Source organism: Paenibacillus sp. FSL H7-0714 (genome assembly GCF_038003765.1).
GTDB lineage: Bacteria > Bacillota > Bacilli > Paenibacillales > Paenibacillaceae > Paenibacillus_AQ.
Window position 1 is genome coordinate 2,611,507 of the sequence record NZ_JBBOPT010000001.1, and the last position, 13,930, is coordinate 2,625,436.

The following is a 13,930-nucleotide window of genomic DNA, read 5'->3' on the forward strand; positions in this document are numbered from 1 at the left end:
GAACTCACGTTACATAGTGTGTATAAGGGGAACGAAGCAGTGTCCTTGGGAGAGGAAATGCCGTCCGAAGAGCCATCCTTCATTTGGGATTGGAGGCGGACGCAGATGAGTATTGATCAGCTCATTTCATTGCTTGTTCTTGTCATCATGATCGTACAGCTTGCCGGCTACAAAGGGAAACATTAAGTTCAAAGTCTCACCTCATTGTAACTGCTTCCGGACCTCAGAAAGTATTGAGCCGTTCGGAAGCTTTTTTTGTTCCACGCTAAGCATATTGCTGATTCTAAAGGATTCCATCACAGAGATGTCTAATATATACATAATGTGGGTTTTTGGGAAGCCGGAGGAAAATAGGATGATGTTCTACAAAACGGTGTGAGAGGATGGATGAATAGCGTGCCGATGTCTGAGTATTATCAGGAGATCCGAGGAAAAGTGGGTTCAGAGTTATTAATGATGCCTTCCGTAGCTGCAGTAATAAGAAATAAAGAAGATGAAATTCTATTTATTCGAAAACCTGAAGAGTCCTTGTGGGGATTGCCAGCAGGCGCTATCGAGCCAGGGGAACGGCCGGGAAGAACTTTGCGCAGAGAAGTATATGAAGAGACTGGATTAATGGTGCATCCTACTTCCATTCTTGGGGTTTTTGGTGGAGGGAAATATAGATACGAATATAACAATGGAGACCAGGTGGAATATACAGTCATCGTATTTGAGTGTTCTATCATCCGTGGAACGCTGAGAGCAATGGATGGAGAAGTCGAAGAATTTAAGTTCTTTAAAGAGAGTGAGCTGCCCGAGATGGCCATTCCCTATCCAGTGGAGATTTTCAAGAAAGACCGCGAAGTGGCAAAAACGATATTTGAATGAGCTGGAGAGGAGTAACTCATGAAGACTTTTATTTATATGATTAGACACGCAGTATCACCTTTTGTGCTTGGGGATGAGAGAGAACGAGGATTATCTGATAAAGGGCATGAGGACGCATATAGAATTAAAGAACTGTTGGCGGAGGAAGAGATCACACATTTTGTTTCTAGTCCTTATAGACGAGCCATAGATACGATTAAGTATTTGGCTGAGGCATCGGATCAAGAAATTGAGCTGTATGAGGAACTTAGAGAAAGAGCCATCGCAAACGTTGAAATCGAGATCAGTGAACAAGAATTTCTTCAGGGTATCCAGACATCATTCACAGACTTACAATATAAAATGCCAAATGGTGAGAGTACTCAGGAAGCGCAAGAGCGTGCGATCCCCATCATGAAGCAATTGATCCAGCAAAATAAAGGCGGCAAAATAGCACTAGGTACCCACGGGAATATCATGACCATTATCCTGAATTACTTCAATAAAAAGTATGGTTATGAGTTCTTTGAACAGACTTCGAAACCAGATATTTATAGGCTGGAATTTGACGAATTAGAGCTCACTAGTGTGGAACGAATGTGGAACCCCGAAGTACTTAGGGTTTGTTTGGATGACAAAAAAATATTTGAGCGGTAAAAAATCCATATATTTCACTACGATCCTGTGGTTTCCCTATTTGGTTCTGTTTATTAATTTATTCGCAGCATGGTTCCCAATTACAGAAGCTGCGGATAAACCAGTTCCGGTAACGGGGTTAATCATAATAGGGACCATGATTATTTATCCGTTTTATATCGTGATGATTAATATTATATCAAGCATAAATTTCAAGTCAGACGCAGGATAGAGGATGGAAATGAGAGTCAATGCTTTAAAAGAAAGGGTTATTTATGGATGCATCTGCTTAATTGTTATTGTACTGGGGTTATGCTCTAGAGCATTCTCGGAACAGCTACCTTTGTTTGTAACGAGACATTTTGGAGATGCGCTTTGGGGTAGCATGGTTTACTTTATGTTTCGTGTACTGCTAGTGAACCGGAAGCTGTGGATCGCTTTTATGTGGAGCCTGATGTTTAGCTTCGGCATAGAATTTAGCCAACTGTATCAAGCAGAGTGGATCAACAGCATCCGTGCTACCATACTCGGTGGGTTGATTCTCGGAAAGGGATTCCTATGGATTGACCTTGTTCGATATACCGTTGGAATTACGCTTTCTTACGGACTGGATCAATACTTTCGCCCAAAACTGCACCGAATAGATAAATAGCTTTCAATGGAGATGAACCTAAAAATGGTAAATAGTTTGATTGTAGTATGCTTGCTTACAATGATTATTCATACAGCAGAAACCTTATCTTATTCGGTAAGATACGCCGGGGTGAAGCTGAACAAGATAGCTATTGCTTTGTCTCTGACAGGCATTATTGTTCTCGTGTCAAGAACTGCAAACATGATTCAAGCTCCACTGACGGCTAAATTCGTAGATTATGCCAAAATACATTCTGATTTCCCACTTCTTAATTACTTGAGAATTATATTGTTAGCTTCTTCATTAGGGACATTAATTGCCATTGCTATTTTCCCTACTTTTGTAGGTTTGTTTGGGAGAATCATCTCAAAGCTTGAAATCGAAGGTTCTATTCCCAAGCTGCTTACGAGCGTAACGATCGGGCAGTTAAAAAATACTAGAAAATACATGAGAAAACCAAAAGTGAATCTATATAACTTCAGATACCTGGGGATTCCTAAACGTTTTATTGTTATGAATGTTTTTGTTACAGCCTTTTACACCGTAGGGGTCATATCATCTTTGTATGCTGCTCATCTAATGCCTCAATATAGCACGACTGCTTCTCAAGCCTCAGGATTGATTAACGGAATGGCGACTATACTGCTGACCATATTTATCGACCCACAGCTTGGTCTTATTACCCATAAAGCCACTGAAAATGTAGAATACCGTGATCAGCTAGGAAAAATATATGTGGTATTGATGGGTTCACGATTTATAGGTACTATATTTGCTCAGCTCCTAATTGTGCCCGCAGCCCAACTAATTAGTATGTTAGTGAAGCTGATATGAGCTGGTGGGAGCGAATCCTTATGGAAGCTTAGACTCTGCAGATCGTAGAGCTAGGGAGATCTTCTGCTCCCAGCTGTAAATATTCTGATGCATGTCATGAATTCGTTTCATTTGCTCATAGGATATTCTCATTTCTGATACTGCCTTAATCGCATCCCCTTGTTTTACAGCCGATTTATATTGTTTATCTGCTTCTGAACGAACTTTCTGTGCTACAGCGATATTCTTGTTCTCGGCGGTGATTTGCTTCTTCAGAGCTGTGACTGGTGCCAGAGCATCTTTGATAGGCTTGATCTTGGCAGCTGTTTGCTTGCGGGCAGTTGCAAAAGCGTCTGTCTTGGCCTTAATTTCAGTTCGAGCGAGTGTTACCGCAGCTTTGAGCTTATTGCGTCTTAGATCCAGGAGAGTGGCTGTCTTAAAGTCCTTAGCTTTCTTGGCTGCGGTAGACTGCTTACTGAGTGTGCTGTATTGGTCCAGTAGAGGAGCATGTTTCTTCTGAGCCGACGTTGCTTCAGATGATAAACGACTCAGCAGAACCTTATCTGTTGACTCTATGACAGAGTGAATAGATTTCAGTGTTTCATTGTTCTGCTTACGTAGCATTTGAATTTTTGAGCTATCGGACTTGAGGGCTACTTGAAGCGAGGTATAATTACCATGGAGACCGTTAATGTCATCTAAGGCTGAATCCCAGTCTGTACCTGCAGAAGCTAATGTAAGGTTGATGTTGAGGAGAGCTACTACTAGGATTAATTGGACAAACCTCTTTAAATAACTAAAATTGTGAATAAACATTCATTTCAGCTCCTTAATTAGTCTATGTGCGCAAAAAAAAGCACCTCCAAGATAGGCATGAAAGCCTATCTTGCGAGGTGCTTCTCCCGCAGAAATATAAATGATACACTTACTATAACTTGAAATTAATGGATAGTCAATCCGAAAAAGAACATTTGTTTGCTTTTTGAAATAATGAAACATAAGGAGAGTCAAAGATGAATTCACATCTAGATCGAATGCATGATCGAGTGGCCTTAATAACCGGAACCTCTAGTGGATTTGGACTGCTCACAGCCCTTAAACTAGCAGGACAGGGATTCAAAGTTGTAGCAACCATGCGCGATTTGAGTCGTAAAGGCGAGCTTGAACAGCAGGCAGAGCAAGCAGGACTCTTGAAGCAGCTTCATTTTATGACCATGGATGTTACCGATAGTGATTCTATACAGGCGACTATAACCTCAGTACACGAAACATTCGGAAGAATTGATGTTTTGGTAAATAATGCAGGCTTTGCTATAGGCGGCTTCATAGAAGAGATATCCATGGAAGAATGGCGTCAGCAAATGGAGACGAATTTTTTCGGATTAGTCGCGGTGACAAAAGCTGTGCTGCCAGTTATGCGAGAACAGAAAAGTGGTACGATTATTAACGTGGGGAGTATAAGCGGGTTGTCCGGGTTTCCAGGGTACGCTCCATATGCAGCTTCCAAATTTGCAGTAGAAGGATTCAGTGAAAGTCTGCGTCATGAAATGTCTCCTTATGGAATACGTGTAGTATTAATTGAACCTGGCTCCTTCCGTACTTCGATTTGGGGAAAAGGAATGGCACTAATTCGTCAAGTCGAGGATTCTCCTTATAGAGACCGTCTGGACGCTGTGCTACGATATTCCAAGCATACCGCTGAAACTGCACCTGATCCAAAGCAAGTGGCAGATCTCATCGGTCGTATTACTGAAATGAAGTCACCGAGGCTTCGGTATCCTATCGGCAAAGGCACCCGGATCTTGATCTTAGGCAAAACGCTGCTCCCGTGGAAATGGCTGGAGAGAATTATTGCGAAAGAATTGAGGTGATGGAATGGAGCAATCCATAAACTTAACAATCATTAAACTCATTGGATATGTATCCAGTTTGATGACCGTTTTTTTATGGTTTATATTTATATTCATTAATCCGTATGCTGAGGTTACGAATCAATCCAGTATTATAATAAGTATGGTAATGTTGGTGTTGCCTGCCGGATTACTTGCGATAGGTGTCTCTTTAAACAGAAGCCTTCTCATGCTTCTCGCCTTTATTTGGAGTTTTCCATACAGTTTATATATGTTATTAACGCCGGGAATCTTCAGGTTGTTCGGGATTACAAGCTTAATGTATTTATTGTGTTTTGTGTTATTTAGAATCATCAAGATCAGATTTTGAATAGAATTGAGGTGTGCTGATGCTAGATTCGTCAGGACTACATATTTGCTTCGATCCAGCAGGCCGTGAAATTGAAATCCTTGATGTTACTCCAGTCGGTAAAGATAAATACCGCATCGAAGAGACGCCGATCTTTAATCCAAATGTTACAATGGGTGATATTATACGGGTGAAAGAAGAGCTAGGGATCTATTACTATCAGGAAACTGTACAGAAATCTCATTTCAAAAGGTACGCTTGGCTCCTCAGTAAAGAGGCTGTTGATTCAGCAGCCATTTCTGCTTTTAAACAACGGATCACAGAGAATGATGGGAAATGTGAACAGATCTTTGGCGGTTTGTTGGTTATTCATATTCCTAAGAATACTATGATGGACGTAGATGGGGAAATGAATCGCATTATTGAGCGGTTTTAGAAGTGTGGGTACGTAAATATTAACGAGTATGAATAAGAAAAAAAATGCTGCGGCATGAAATGCAAGGAAGCTTGCACATGATGCAGCAGCATGGAGAATAGGTGAAACGGTTTAGACAATCTGAGCGATACAATCTATACTTATTTTATTTCTTTCATAAATGTCTTAAAATTTTCGGCGATTTCTTTTGATTTGGTATGGTGCAGATAATGTCCTGCATCAAGTTTTACCAATTTTCCTTGTACGGAATTTTTGACTTGCTCTTCATGCAATGATATCCAATCTTTTAAGAGAGTATCATCCCCTTGTACAAAGAGCAAAAGGGGAATATCCTTTGGAAAAGTTGAATTTAGAGCCCCTTTATAATTAGAAGACATATGTTCCACTTCATTTAAGTTAGTGTAATTATAAGTGTTTCTAAGCGTAAGCAATCTCAATTGTTCTTTAGTTTCATCATCAAACGGCAATTCAGCATAGGGATTTCCACTTGATTTAAATAACAATCTGCCCAAGCCTGATTTTCTAAGTAGTTTTAATTTTCCTGTTGGTATTTTAACACCTATTCTGTCTTCCGTTGCAATACTATTATCAATCCCGACAAATGCACTCACTTCGTTTGGATATTTGTTCACATAATTCAAACTGTACATACCGGAAATAGAGTGTGCCATTAGAATATAACGGTCAATATTAAGCTGCTTTACAGCTTCATGAATTTCACTCACAATGTTTTCTGTGGTTCGCTCTTTTTCAGTTCTATCACTTAATCCATAACCGAAAGGCTCAATCACAACAACTTTGTAAAATGGTGATAGTTCATCTATTAACAGCTTAAAATCAAGTCCCGGTGCCACCGTTCCATAACCAGGTAAGAGCACGACTGTCTCTTCACCCTTTCCTTGAATCAAAACGTTCATATTTTTACCATCGACGCTTACAGACTGACCATAGGGTTTTATTTTAGCTTGGTCCGATTTATTGAGAAAAATATTAGCGACAAAAACAGTCACTAGAAAAAGCACTATTGCAGTAGCTAAAGCCCCTAAGGAAATAAGTATAATTTTAAGCGGTTTATTCATCCTTTTTTTAATAATCTCTTCTTCTGGTTTCACTCGTCTCTTCACCTGTCCTCATCAGTTATTCTGGCTATCTTATCGACTTACCAAAGAAAGCATATCCGATGAAGGTGAACCCTACATGACGACAATATGAACTGAATATGAACGAGCGAAAAAAGCTTCTGCACCAATCAAAGAGTTTATAAAATGAATATGAGGTGAGCAATTATGTTGAAATTTATCAAACAATATTTGCCTAGTGTTGCTATCGCAGTGGTCCTATCTTTGTTTGTAAGAACTTATGTTGCTGAAGCCATGAGGGTTCCTACTGGCTCTATGATTCCTACAATTGAAATTAATGACCGTCTAATCGTTGAAAAAATGTTATGGATGACGACACTCGATCATGGAGATATCGTCGTGTTTACGCCTCCGGTAGCAGGTGATGAGAATAAAAGATATGTAAAGCGGTTGATAGGGTTGCCAGGTGATACCATTGAAATTAAAGATGGAGCCCTTTACAGAAATGGAACGGAGATCAATGAACCCTATCTTAATGAGCGGATGAATTATACTTTTGGACCCGTTACGGTTCCGGCGGATCATTACTTTTTTCTCGGAGATAACCGGAATATAAGCTATGATGCTCATCTCTGGGCTACTCCTTTTGTAGCGAAGGATCAGTTGATTGGAAAAGTGATAGCGGACTTTAGTATTCCTTTTTAGGTGATGTTGCGGGGGTCTTTTGAACTAATTGAGAGTGTTAATGAGACTTTAACCATATTGTGACTTTGGAATAATTTAGCTATCCTTAAGGTAAAATATACCTATTGATAGGAAGGGTGCAGAATTTTGAAAGCTCATGTCACGGATCTCAAACATGGCGATTGTCTTATGTTGGACACTTTTAATAGTGTTGGTTTACACGTGCTCCCAAAAGGGACAATTGTTTACCAAGAAGAAATCACCCTCCTGATGAGACATCGTATCGATTATGTCGATATTGAACCTCGCAGCATTGCGATGGATAATGAGGGAACGAATCTGGAGCAAAGCCTTAATGGAAACTTTGATCTAGCGATCCAAAACTATGAATCTATTTTTCTAGAAGCACTCAGCAAGGGCAGTTTCACGCAGTCAGATGTTGATCTTACGTTGCAGCCCTTGCTGGAAAAAATGGATGAACATAAGGATGTAGTTTCCTTATTGCTGTTGCTTGAACGAGAAGATGTTGGTACATACAATCATTCATTACAGGTCGGACTGCTATCATTTTACATAGCGACTTGGTTAGGTTATACCAAAGAAGAACGCTACGAGATTAGCCGGGCAGGGTATTTACACGACATAGGAAAAAGTCAGATCGACCCATCTATCTTAAATAAGACGGGGATCTTAACCCCTGAGGAAACTGAAGAACTAAAGCGTCACACTTCGTATGGATACGATATTATTCTTAAATCTATGAATGACGAGAAGACCGCTCTGGTGGCGCTTCAGCATCATGAATTCGAGGATGGGACTGGTTATCCTAATATGCTTCGTAAGGCGGACCTGCACCCGTATACACTGATTGTGGCTGTTGCTAATGCCTATGTTGGGATGACCTCTGCAAGAGTGAATCAACCCAAACAAGGGCTGATTACCGTTCTGCGCAAGGTGCATGAGCTGGGATTTGGCAAGCTGAATGGAAATGCGGTACAAGCTTTGATTGGACATTTACTGCCGAACTTCGTAGGTAAAAGTGTTCAGCTTAGCAACGGAGAGCAAGGTACGATTATTATGAACAACCCTTTGGATATTTTTAAACCGTTAGTGAAAGTAGATGAAACTACGTTTAGGGATTTATCCAAGGAGCGAAATTTGACCGTTGAGGAAGTATTTATTTAACGAATAGTTTTGTCTGGATAAATGGAAAGGCTATCTCCTGATTCAAAATCAGAGGATAGTCTTTTTATGTTATAATCGAAATTGGGTTAACAACCCATTAATATGAAGTAGGAGAGTGCTTATCGTGATCATCAAGTTCATTCGTTTGCGTTAATTCGAGGTACAATTCAATGATACCAACATCCATTTATTTCAAAATGTGACGGGTCTTATTTAAGTGTGCATTCTTTGATTACCAAATTCGAATGAAATGAGGAATAAACAATGAGCGAAAAGATATTTAAAGTAAACGGTATTGATATATGTTCGGATAGTTTTGGAGAACCCAGCAATCCTGCAGTATTACTAATTATGGGTGCCACTTGTTCAATGGTTTATTGGGATGAGGAGTTTTGTCAACGATTAGCAGATACAGGACGATATGTTATAAGGTATGATAACCGGGATGTGGGACGTTCTGTTGTATATGAGCCTGGGAGTTCTAATTATACGGTAATTGATATGGCCGATGATGCTGCTGGGTTACTTGACGCTTATAATATAGAACAGGCAAATATCGTTGGGATGTCCTTAGGTGGAATGATTGCACAAGTCCTTGCTATACGTCATCCCCAAAAAGTTCTAACCTTAACATTGATCGCATCTAGCATTTTTGAATCTGATGATAATGACCGGAACTTACCTCCAATGGATGAGAGGATCCTCGCTTTTCATGCCAATGGAGCTAGTCTGGATTGGTCAGATGAAGAAGCGGTCGCAGATTACTTGGTTTCCGGTTCCAGCATACTCTGTGGATCAAAACATAAATTCGATGAGAAAAGAGCGTATAAACAAGTTAGGATGGAAATAAAACGTGCAAACAACTTGCTCAGCATGTTTAATCATTCGCTTCTTACAGGAGTGGATGACTACGAGGGGAAGGCGAAAAATACCATGGTTTCTACCTTAGTTATCCACGGTACAGAAGACAGCGTACTTCCATTGGAGCATGGTCTGGCGCTTGCCGATGAAATTCCTAATGCGTCGCTACTAACCCTAGAAGGAACGGGTCACGAAGTTCACCCTGATGATTGGGAAACAATAATTAATGCTATTTCGAATCATACATTAGGCAGTAATAGTTAACGAGGCTTAAATAGTTAGATAAAGAAGGGTTACAATACGGTGATGCCGATTGTAGCCCTTTTTCTACTTCTCCTTAGGAATTAAAGCGTTTAACTAATTTTTCCTTATGTGCAGTAAATGCCTCTTCTAAAGTGATACCATACAAATCGGCTAACAAGGCTATATTTCCTAGCACATCACCAATTTCCTCAATCAAGTCGTGTTTCAGTTGCTCTGGTGGAAGGGTAGATTCATCTGGGCGATCTCTTCCGATTTCATAGGAGCGTACTGCCCGTGCAACCTCACCGGTCTCTTCCATAAGAAATCCAACCCGTATAAAAGGACCATAATCGGTCCAGCCTCTTTGTCCATAATAACTTTTAATCCATTTCTGCACTTCATTGATCTCCATATTATGTAGCACTCCTTAATCTTTTATATGATTTATTCTCCAACATATAGTATATTAGATGTCGGATATTATCAATATATAGTTTGGAGATGAGGATTTGAAATCAATTTGTGTTTTTGCAGGATCGAATTTAGGGGTGCATGAGGAATATAAAGTCAAAGCTGTTGAACTTGGAAACTACATGGCTATGAACCAATATCGCTTAGTTTACGGGGGATCAAGAATTGGATTAATGGGTGAGGTCGCCAATGCTGTTTTGAACGGTGGAGGTGAGGTGATCGGAGTTATGCCTAGGGGATTGTTTAATGGAGAGATGGTACATAGAGAATTAACGCAGCTGATAGAAGTGGACGATATGCATGGACGAAAAGCAAAAATGGGGGAGCTGGCGGATGGCTTTATTGCTTTACCCGGCGGTTTTGGGACGTATGAAGAGCTGTTTGAGGTTTTGTGCTGGTCACAAATCGGTATTCATAAGAAACCGGTAGGGGTTTTAAATATCAGGAATTATTTTGATCCTCTGATGAATCTAATTCAACATAGCATTAACGAGGGATTTTCTAACGCTTCGCATCTTAGTTTGTTAAATATAGATCAAGAACCCTTGGAACTATTAAAAAAATTAGAAAGCTATGTCCCTCAAACGTTGGAGCAAAAGTGGAAACAGCTTAACTAAAGAACAGTTACTGTAACAGATGAAAGGGCTGCCGAGAGGGAGCTCTTTTTCTGCTAATCATTAGATGTGGTAGAATATGGGTGTAGTTCAAGGAGGTGTGCGAATGAACGTAAAAAAGAATGTACTATTCATTTTATGTTTAGTTGTAATCGTAGCTATTATTGGATGGATCACTATAGAAGTTGGGCATTCCAAATGGAATTTTGAACGTCAGTTAAATGCGGAACTACAGGGACTCCAAACCATAAATCAAGTAAATTATAATTCCGATGCTGATGCAGTGAAAGAAATAAGCCTAATGAAGCATCCTTTGAACATAAAGGTCCTTTCTACAACTCCTGAAGTAGCACCAAGACCTGATTATTTTCGCGATGCAATGGTTGAAATTAATGATAAGCCTTTTAAAGTACGAATGGCTTGTTATACTAAACCCTTGTCTAATACCCCATTTGAAATATGGGATTTGAATCAAATTAACTTTGAATAACCTCACATTCGCTCGCTGAATTTGAATTTCACTAGTGGATTGGCTATGATAAATATAGAGAAAAGCTACAAGAGGAGAAATGGATAATGACCCCCGAGAATCAAATCGAACAATTTAAGAAGCTTAAGCACGAGATCACCCGATTTATGTTGATTTATAAATTTGCGCTTGATGAGATGGAGACGAAGATTGAGATCCTCAAACAGGAGTTTCAGTCTCTTCACGATTACAGTCCTATTGAACATACCAAATCGAGAATCAAGTCTCCCGAGAGTATTATGAACAAAATGCTCCGCAAAAATGGAGAATTATCTCTAGATTCTGTGAGAAATTGTATTAAAGACATTGCAGGTCTACGAATTACCTGTTCTTTTATCTCAGATATTTATCATGTAAGTGAAATGCTTCAGAAGCAGGACGACTTAACGGTTCTTGAAGTGAAGGATTATATTAAGAATCCCAAGCCTAACGGTTATCAAAGTTTGCATTTGCTGATTCAGGTACCTGTATTTATGTCAGATCGTCAGGAGTTAGTGTGCGTTGAGGTACAAATTCGTACCATTGCTATGGATTTCTGGGCAAGTCTCGAACATAAAATTTTCTATAAATATAATAAGTCAGTACCAGAGAGTATGACGCGTGAATTGAAAAATGCAGCGGATGCCGCTCATGCACTTGATCTGCAAATGGAGCGACTGCATCGGGACATTAAGGAAATCAAAGACGACGATGAAGATGATGATCTTAGTTCCTTTGAGGAGCTTCGCCGTATAGTGATTCACAATCAGCAATTCACACTTCCAGCTAACTTTATTAAGCTGCTTGGAGACAAATAATCTGATTATATCACCTAGAGTTACCGTTTCAGGTTAACTCTAGGTTTTTTATATTGTAGTTATCATTGCCACGTACAACTAGAATAGAGTATTCTCAACTTGAAAGAGAGACTTGTAATCATTGGCTTCATCAAATTGATATGAAGGAGAATGAAGATGAGTGAGCGTAGACTCCGAACCATTACTGTAAATCAAATCGGATATCCGGTGGGTGGAGAAAAGATTGCAGTGTTTACTGGTGCTGGACATGACTTTCAGGTTGTTGATGTTGATCATGGAAATGTTGTATTCGAAGGGCAGACAGGTGCTCCCAGATTTGATGAGGCAAGCGGAGTAACTGTACATACAGGTGAATTTTCTGAGGTTCATGCAGTGGGCAGATACCGGATTGAGCAAGGTGAGGGGATAGCTTCGGCATCATTTATAATCTCAGATAAACCTTATCACGAGCTTCAACAGGGCTTGTTGAAGGCCTTTTATTATTATCGTTGCGGGGTTGAGTTGACTGAAGAGTATGCTGGAGATTGGAAGCATAAGGCATGTCATACAGCAGAGGGAATTGTATATGGTGAAACGGAGCGTCGTCTAGATTGTTCTGGAGGCTGGCATGATGCAGGTGATTATGGTAAATATAGCGGACCTGGAGCCAAGGCCATCGCTGATCTATTACTAGCCTATGAGTTATATCCATCTGCTTTTGTAAGCGCTATCCCGATTCCTGAAAGTGGGGGGATAACTCCAGATATACTGCTGGAATGCAAAGTGGAGCTGGATTGGTTATTCAAAATGCAAGACTATAGAACAGGTGGAGTGTATCATAAGCTGACTACGCTGAGCTTTCCAGATTTGGATGTGATGCCAGAGGCTGATACAGCAGATCTATATTTCTCACCGGTGTCAGCAACCGCCACTGGAGATTTTGCTGGAGTCATGGCCATGGCAGCGCGGATATATGAGCCCTTTGACTCAGCCTATGCGAAGAAATGTCTGGATGCCGCAACACTAGCTTGGAAATGGCTTGTTCAACATCCAGATGCACCAGGGTTTATAAATCCGCCAGAAATTAGCACCGGTGAATATGGAGATGGGAACGACAAGGATGAGCGGTATTGGGCAGCTGCGGAGCTCTATCGTACGACGGGGAAAGAAGAATACCATCAAGCTGTTCTGCAACTGGTGCAGTTGTCTTTTTCAAAATACAGTCTAGGCTGGGCAGATATGGGGGGCTACGGCACACTTGCATATCTATTAAATGGTGAAGATCTAGCAGACCGTGCTTTGTATGCTTCCTTAATAGAAGGACTTCTAGCTGAAGCTGGACGTTTATCTGAACAGAGTCGCGAGGATGGCTATAGGATCTCTTTGAAAGAGGAAGACTATATTTGGGGTAGCAATATGCTAGTAATGAACAATGCTATGCTGCTGCTAGTGGCTGAATATTTTAGTGGAGATTCGAGCTTTGCGGACTGTGCGCTAGATCATTTGCACTATCTGATGGGTCGTAACGTACTGGATATCAGTTATGTTACCGGATTTGGTGATCATCCAGTGATGCATCCGCATCATCGTCCATCTGTTGGTGACCATGTGGTTGATCCTGTGCCGGGTCTTGTATCTGGGGGGCCAGATCGTGGGCTTCATGATGAATATGTAGTAGAACATTTACAAGGAAAACCAGCCGCTCAGTGCTTTGCCGATCATGAACTTAGTTATTCTACGAATGAGGTAACGATCTACTGGAATTCACCTGCGGTGTTCGTTACAGCTCGGTTTAATCAATAAATTAATTAATATAAGGGAGAGGCATGTCTCATGGGGGGAGATGCCTTTCTCTTTTTTTATGCAGCTAAAATGCTATAATACGAAATGGTATGATATTTTTTCGATTGGCAATAGGAGG

At 40.4% G+C, this 13,930-nt stretch carries 17 protein-coding genes; 14 read left to right on the top strand and 3 right to left on the bottom strand.

Annotated elements, in window-relative coordinates; genetic code table 11:
- Positions 1-39: 39 nt before the first annotated feature.
- From NST34_RS11285 to NST34_RS11305, 5 genes are all read left to right on the top strand, one after another.
- Positions 40-186 carry a hypothetical protein gene (locus tag NST34_RS11285; protein ID WP_156113097.1) on the top strand — a complete coding sequence of 49 codons (147 nt, stop codon included), beginning with the start codon at positions 40-42 and terminating at the stop codon, positions 184-186.
- A 210-nt stretch (positions 187-396) separates the two neighbouring features.
- On the top strand, positions 397-870 hold the full coding sequence (locus NST34_RS11290; protein ID WP_042193681.1) for an NUDIX domain-containing protein: 474 nt from the start codon (positions 397-399) through the stop codon (positions 868-870).
- 18 nt (positions 871-888) lie between these two features.
- Positions 889-1,506, top strand: a complete 618-nt coding sequence (locus tag NST34_RS11295; RefSeq protein WP_341127797.1) for a histidine phosphatase family protein — start codon at positions 889-891, stop codon at positions 1,504-1,506.
- A 220-nt stretch (positions 1,507-1,726) separates the two neighbouring features.
- A complete protein-coding gene (locus NST34_RS11300; RefSeq protein WP_081382731.1) occupies positions 1,727-2,137 on the top strand; it encodes a ribosomal maturation YjgA family protein in 411 nt (136 codons plus the stop codon).
- A 24-nt stretch (positions 2,138-2,161) separates the two neighbouring features.
- Positions 2,162-2,953 carry a lipid II flippase Amj family protein gene (locus NST34_RS11305; protein WP_341127798.1) on the top strand — a complete coding sequence of 264 codons (792 nt, stop codon included), beginning with the start codon at positions 2,162-2,164 and terminating at the stop codon, positions 2,951-2,953.
- Positions 2,954-2,971: 18 nt separating this feature from the next.
- Here NST34_RS11305 and NST34_RS11310 read toward each other — a convergent pair whose 3' ends face one another.
- On the bottom strand, positions 2,972-3,748 hold the full coding sequence (locus NST34_RS11310; protein ID WP_341127799.1) for a hypothetical protein: 777 nt from the start codon (positions 3,746-3,748) through the stop codon (positions 2,972-2,974).
- Between the two features lie 197 nt (positions 3,749-3,945).
- On the opposite strand from NST34_RS11310, the gene NST34_RS11315 reads away from it, so the two are divergent.
- Both NST34_RS11315 and NST34_RS11320 read left to right on the top strand, forming a co-directional pair.
- Positions 3,946-4,803, top strand: coding sequence for an SDR family oxidoreductase (locus tag NST34_RS11315; protein ID WP_341127800.1), 858 nt, complete (start codon positions 3,946-3,948; stop codon positions 4,801-4,803).
- A 368-nt stretch (positions 4,804-5,171) separates the two neighbouring features.
- Positions 5,172-5,567 (top strand): DUF4265 domain-containing protein, encoded by a 396-nt coding sequence (locus tag NST34_RS11320; RefSeq protein ID WP_341127801.1) that lies wholly within the window; start codon positions 5,172-5,174, stop codon positions 5,565-5,567.
- Positions 5,568-5,707: 140 nt separating this feature from the next.
- Here NST34_RS11320 and NST34_RS11325 read toward each other — a convergent pair whose 3' ends face one another.
- Complete coding sequence (locus NST34_RS11325; RefSeq protein WP_076283385.1) at positions 5,708-6,646, bottom strand: alpha/beta hydrolase; 939 nt, start codon at positions 6,644-6,646, stop codon at positions 5,708-5,710.
- Between the two features lie 207 nt (positions 6,647-6,853).
- On the opposite strand from NST34_RS11325, the gene lepB reads away from it, so the two are divergent.
- From lepB to NST34_RS11340, 3 genes are all read left to right on the top strand, one after another.
- Complete coding sequence (gene lepB, locus NST34_RS11330) at positions 6,854-7,351, top strand: signal peptidase I (RefSeq protein WP_076283028.1); 498 nt, start codon at positions 6,854-6,856, stop codon at positions 7,349-7,351.
- A 126-nt stretch (positions 7,352-7,477) separates the two neighbouring features.
- Positions 7,478-8,515: an HD-GYP domain-containing protein gene (locus NST34_RS11335; RefSeq protein WP_042187147.1), complete on the top strand. Its 1,038-nt coding sequence runs from the start codon at positions 7,478-7,480 to the stop codon at positions 8,513-8,515.
- Between the two features lie 264 nt (positions 8,516-8,779).
- Positions 8,780-9,640, top strand: coding sequence for an alpha/beta fold hydrolase (locus NST34_RS11340; RefSeq protein ID WP_341127802.1), 861 nt, complete (start codon positions 8,780-8,782; stop codon positions 9,638-9,640).
- Positions 9,641-9,713: 73 nt separating this feature from the next.
- On the opposite strand, the gene NST34_RS11345 is transcribed toward NST34_RS11340, so the two are convergent.
- Positions 9,714-10,031, bottom strand: a complete 318-nt coding sequence (locus NST34_RS11345; protein WP_341127803.1) for a MazG-like family protein — start codon at positions 10,029-10,031, stop codon at positions 9,714-9,716.
- A gap of 97 nt (positions 10,032-10,128) precedes the next feature.
- On the opposite strand from NST34_RS11345, the gene NST34_RS11350 reads away from it, so the two are divergent.
- The 4 genes from NST34_RS11350 (at position 10,129) to NST34_RS11365 (ending at position 13,812) form a co-directional block, all read left to right on the top strand.
- Complete coding sequence (locus NST34_RS11350) at positions 10,129-10,707, top strand: LOG family protein (RefSeq protein WP_341127804.1); 579 nt, start codon at positions 10,129-10,131, stop codon at positions 10,705-10,707.
- Between the two features lie 103 nt (positions 10,708-10,810).
- On the top strand, positions 10,811-11,194 hold the full coding sequence (locus tag NST34_RS11355) for a hypothetical protein (protein ID WP_341127805.1): 384 nt from the start codon (positions 10,811-10,813) through the stop codon (positions 11,192-11,194).
- Positions 11,195-11,280: 86 nt separating this feature from the next.
- A complete protein-coding gene (locus NST34_RS11360) occupies positions 11,281-12,030 on the top strand; it encodes a GTP pyrophosphokinase (RefSeq protein WP_042187155.1) in 750 nt (249 codons plus the stop codon).
- A 156-nt stretch (positions 12,031-12,186) separates the two neighbouring features.
- Positions 12,187-13,812 carry a glycoside hydrolase family 9 protein gene (locus NST34_RS11365; RefSeq protein ID WP_341127806.1) on the top strand — a complete coding sequence of 542 codons (1,626 nt, stop codon included), beginning with the start codon at positions 12,187-12,189 and terminating at the stop codon, positions 13,810-13,812.
- Positions 13,813-13,930 lie beyond the last annotated feature (118 nt).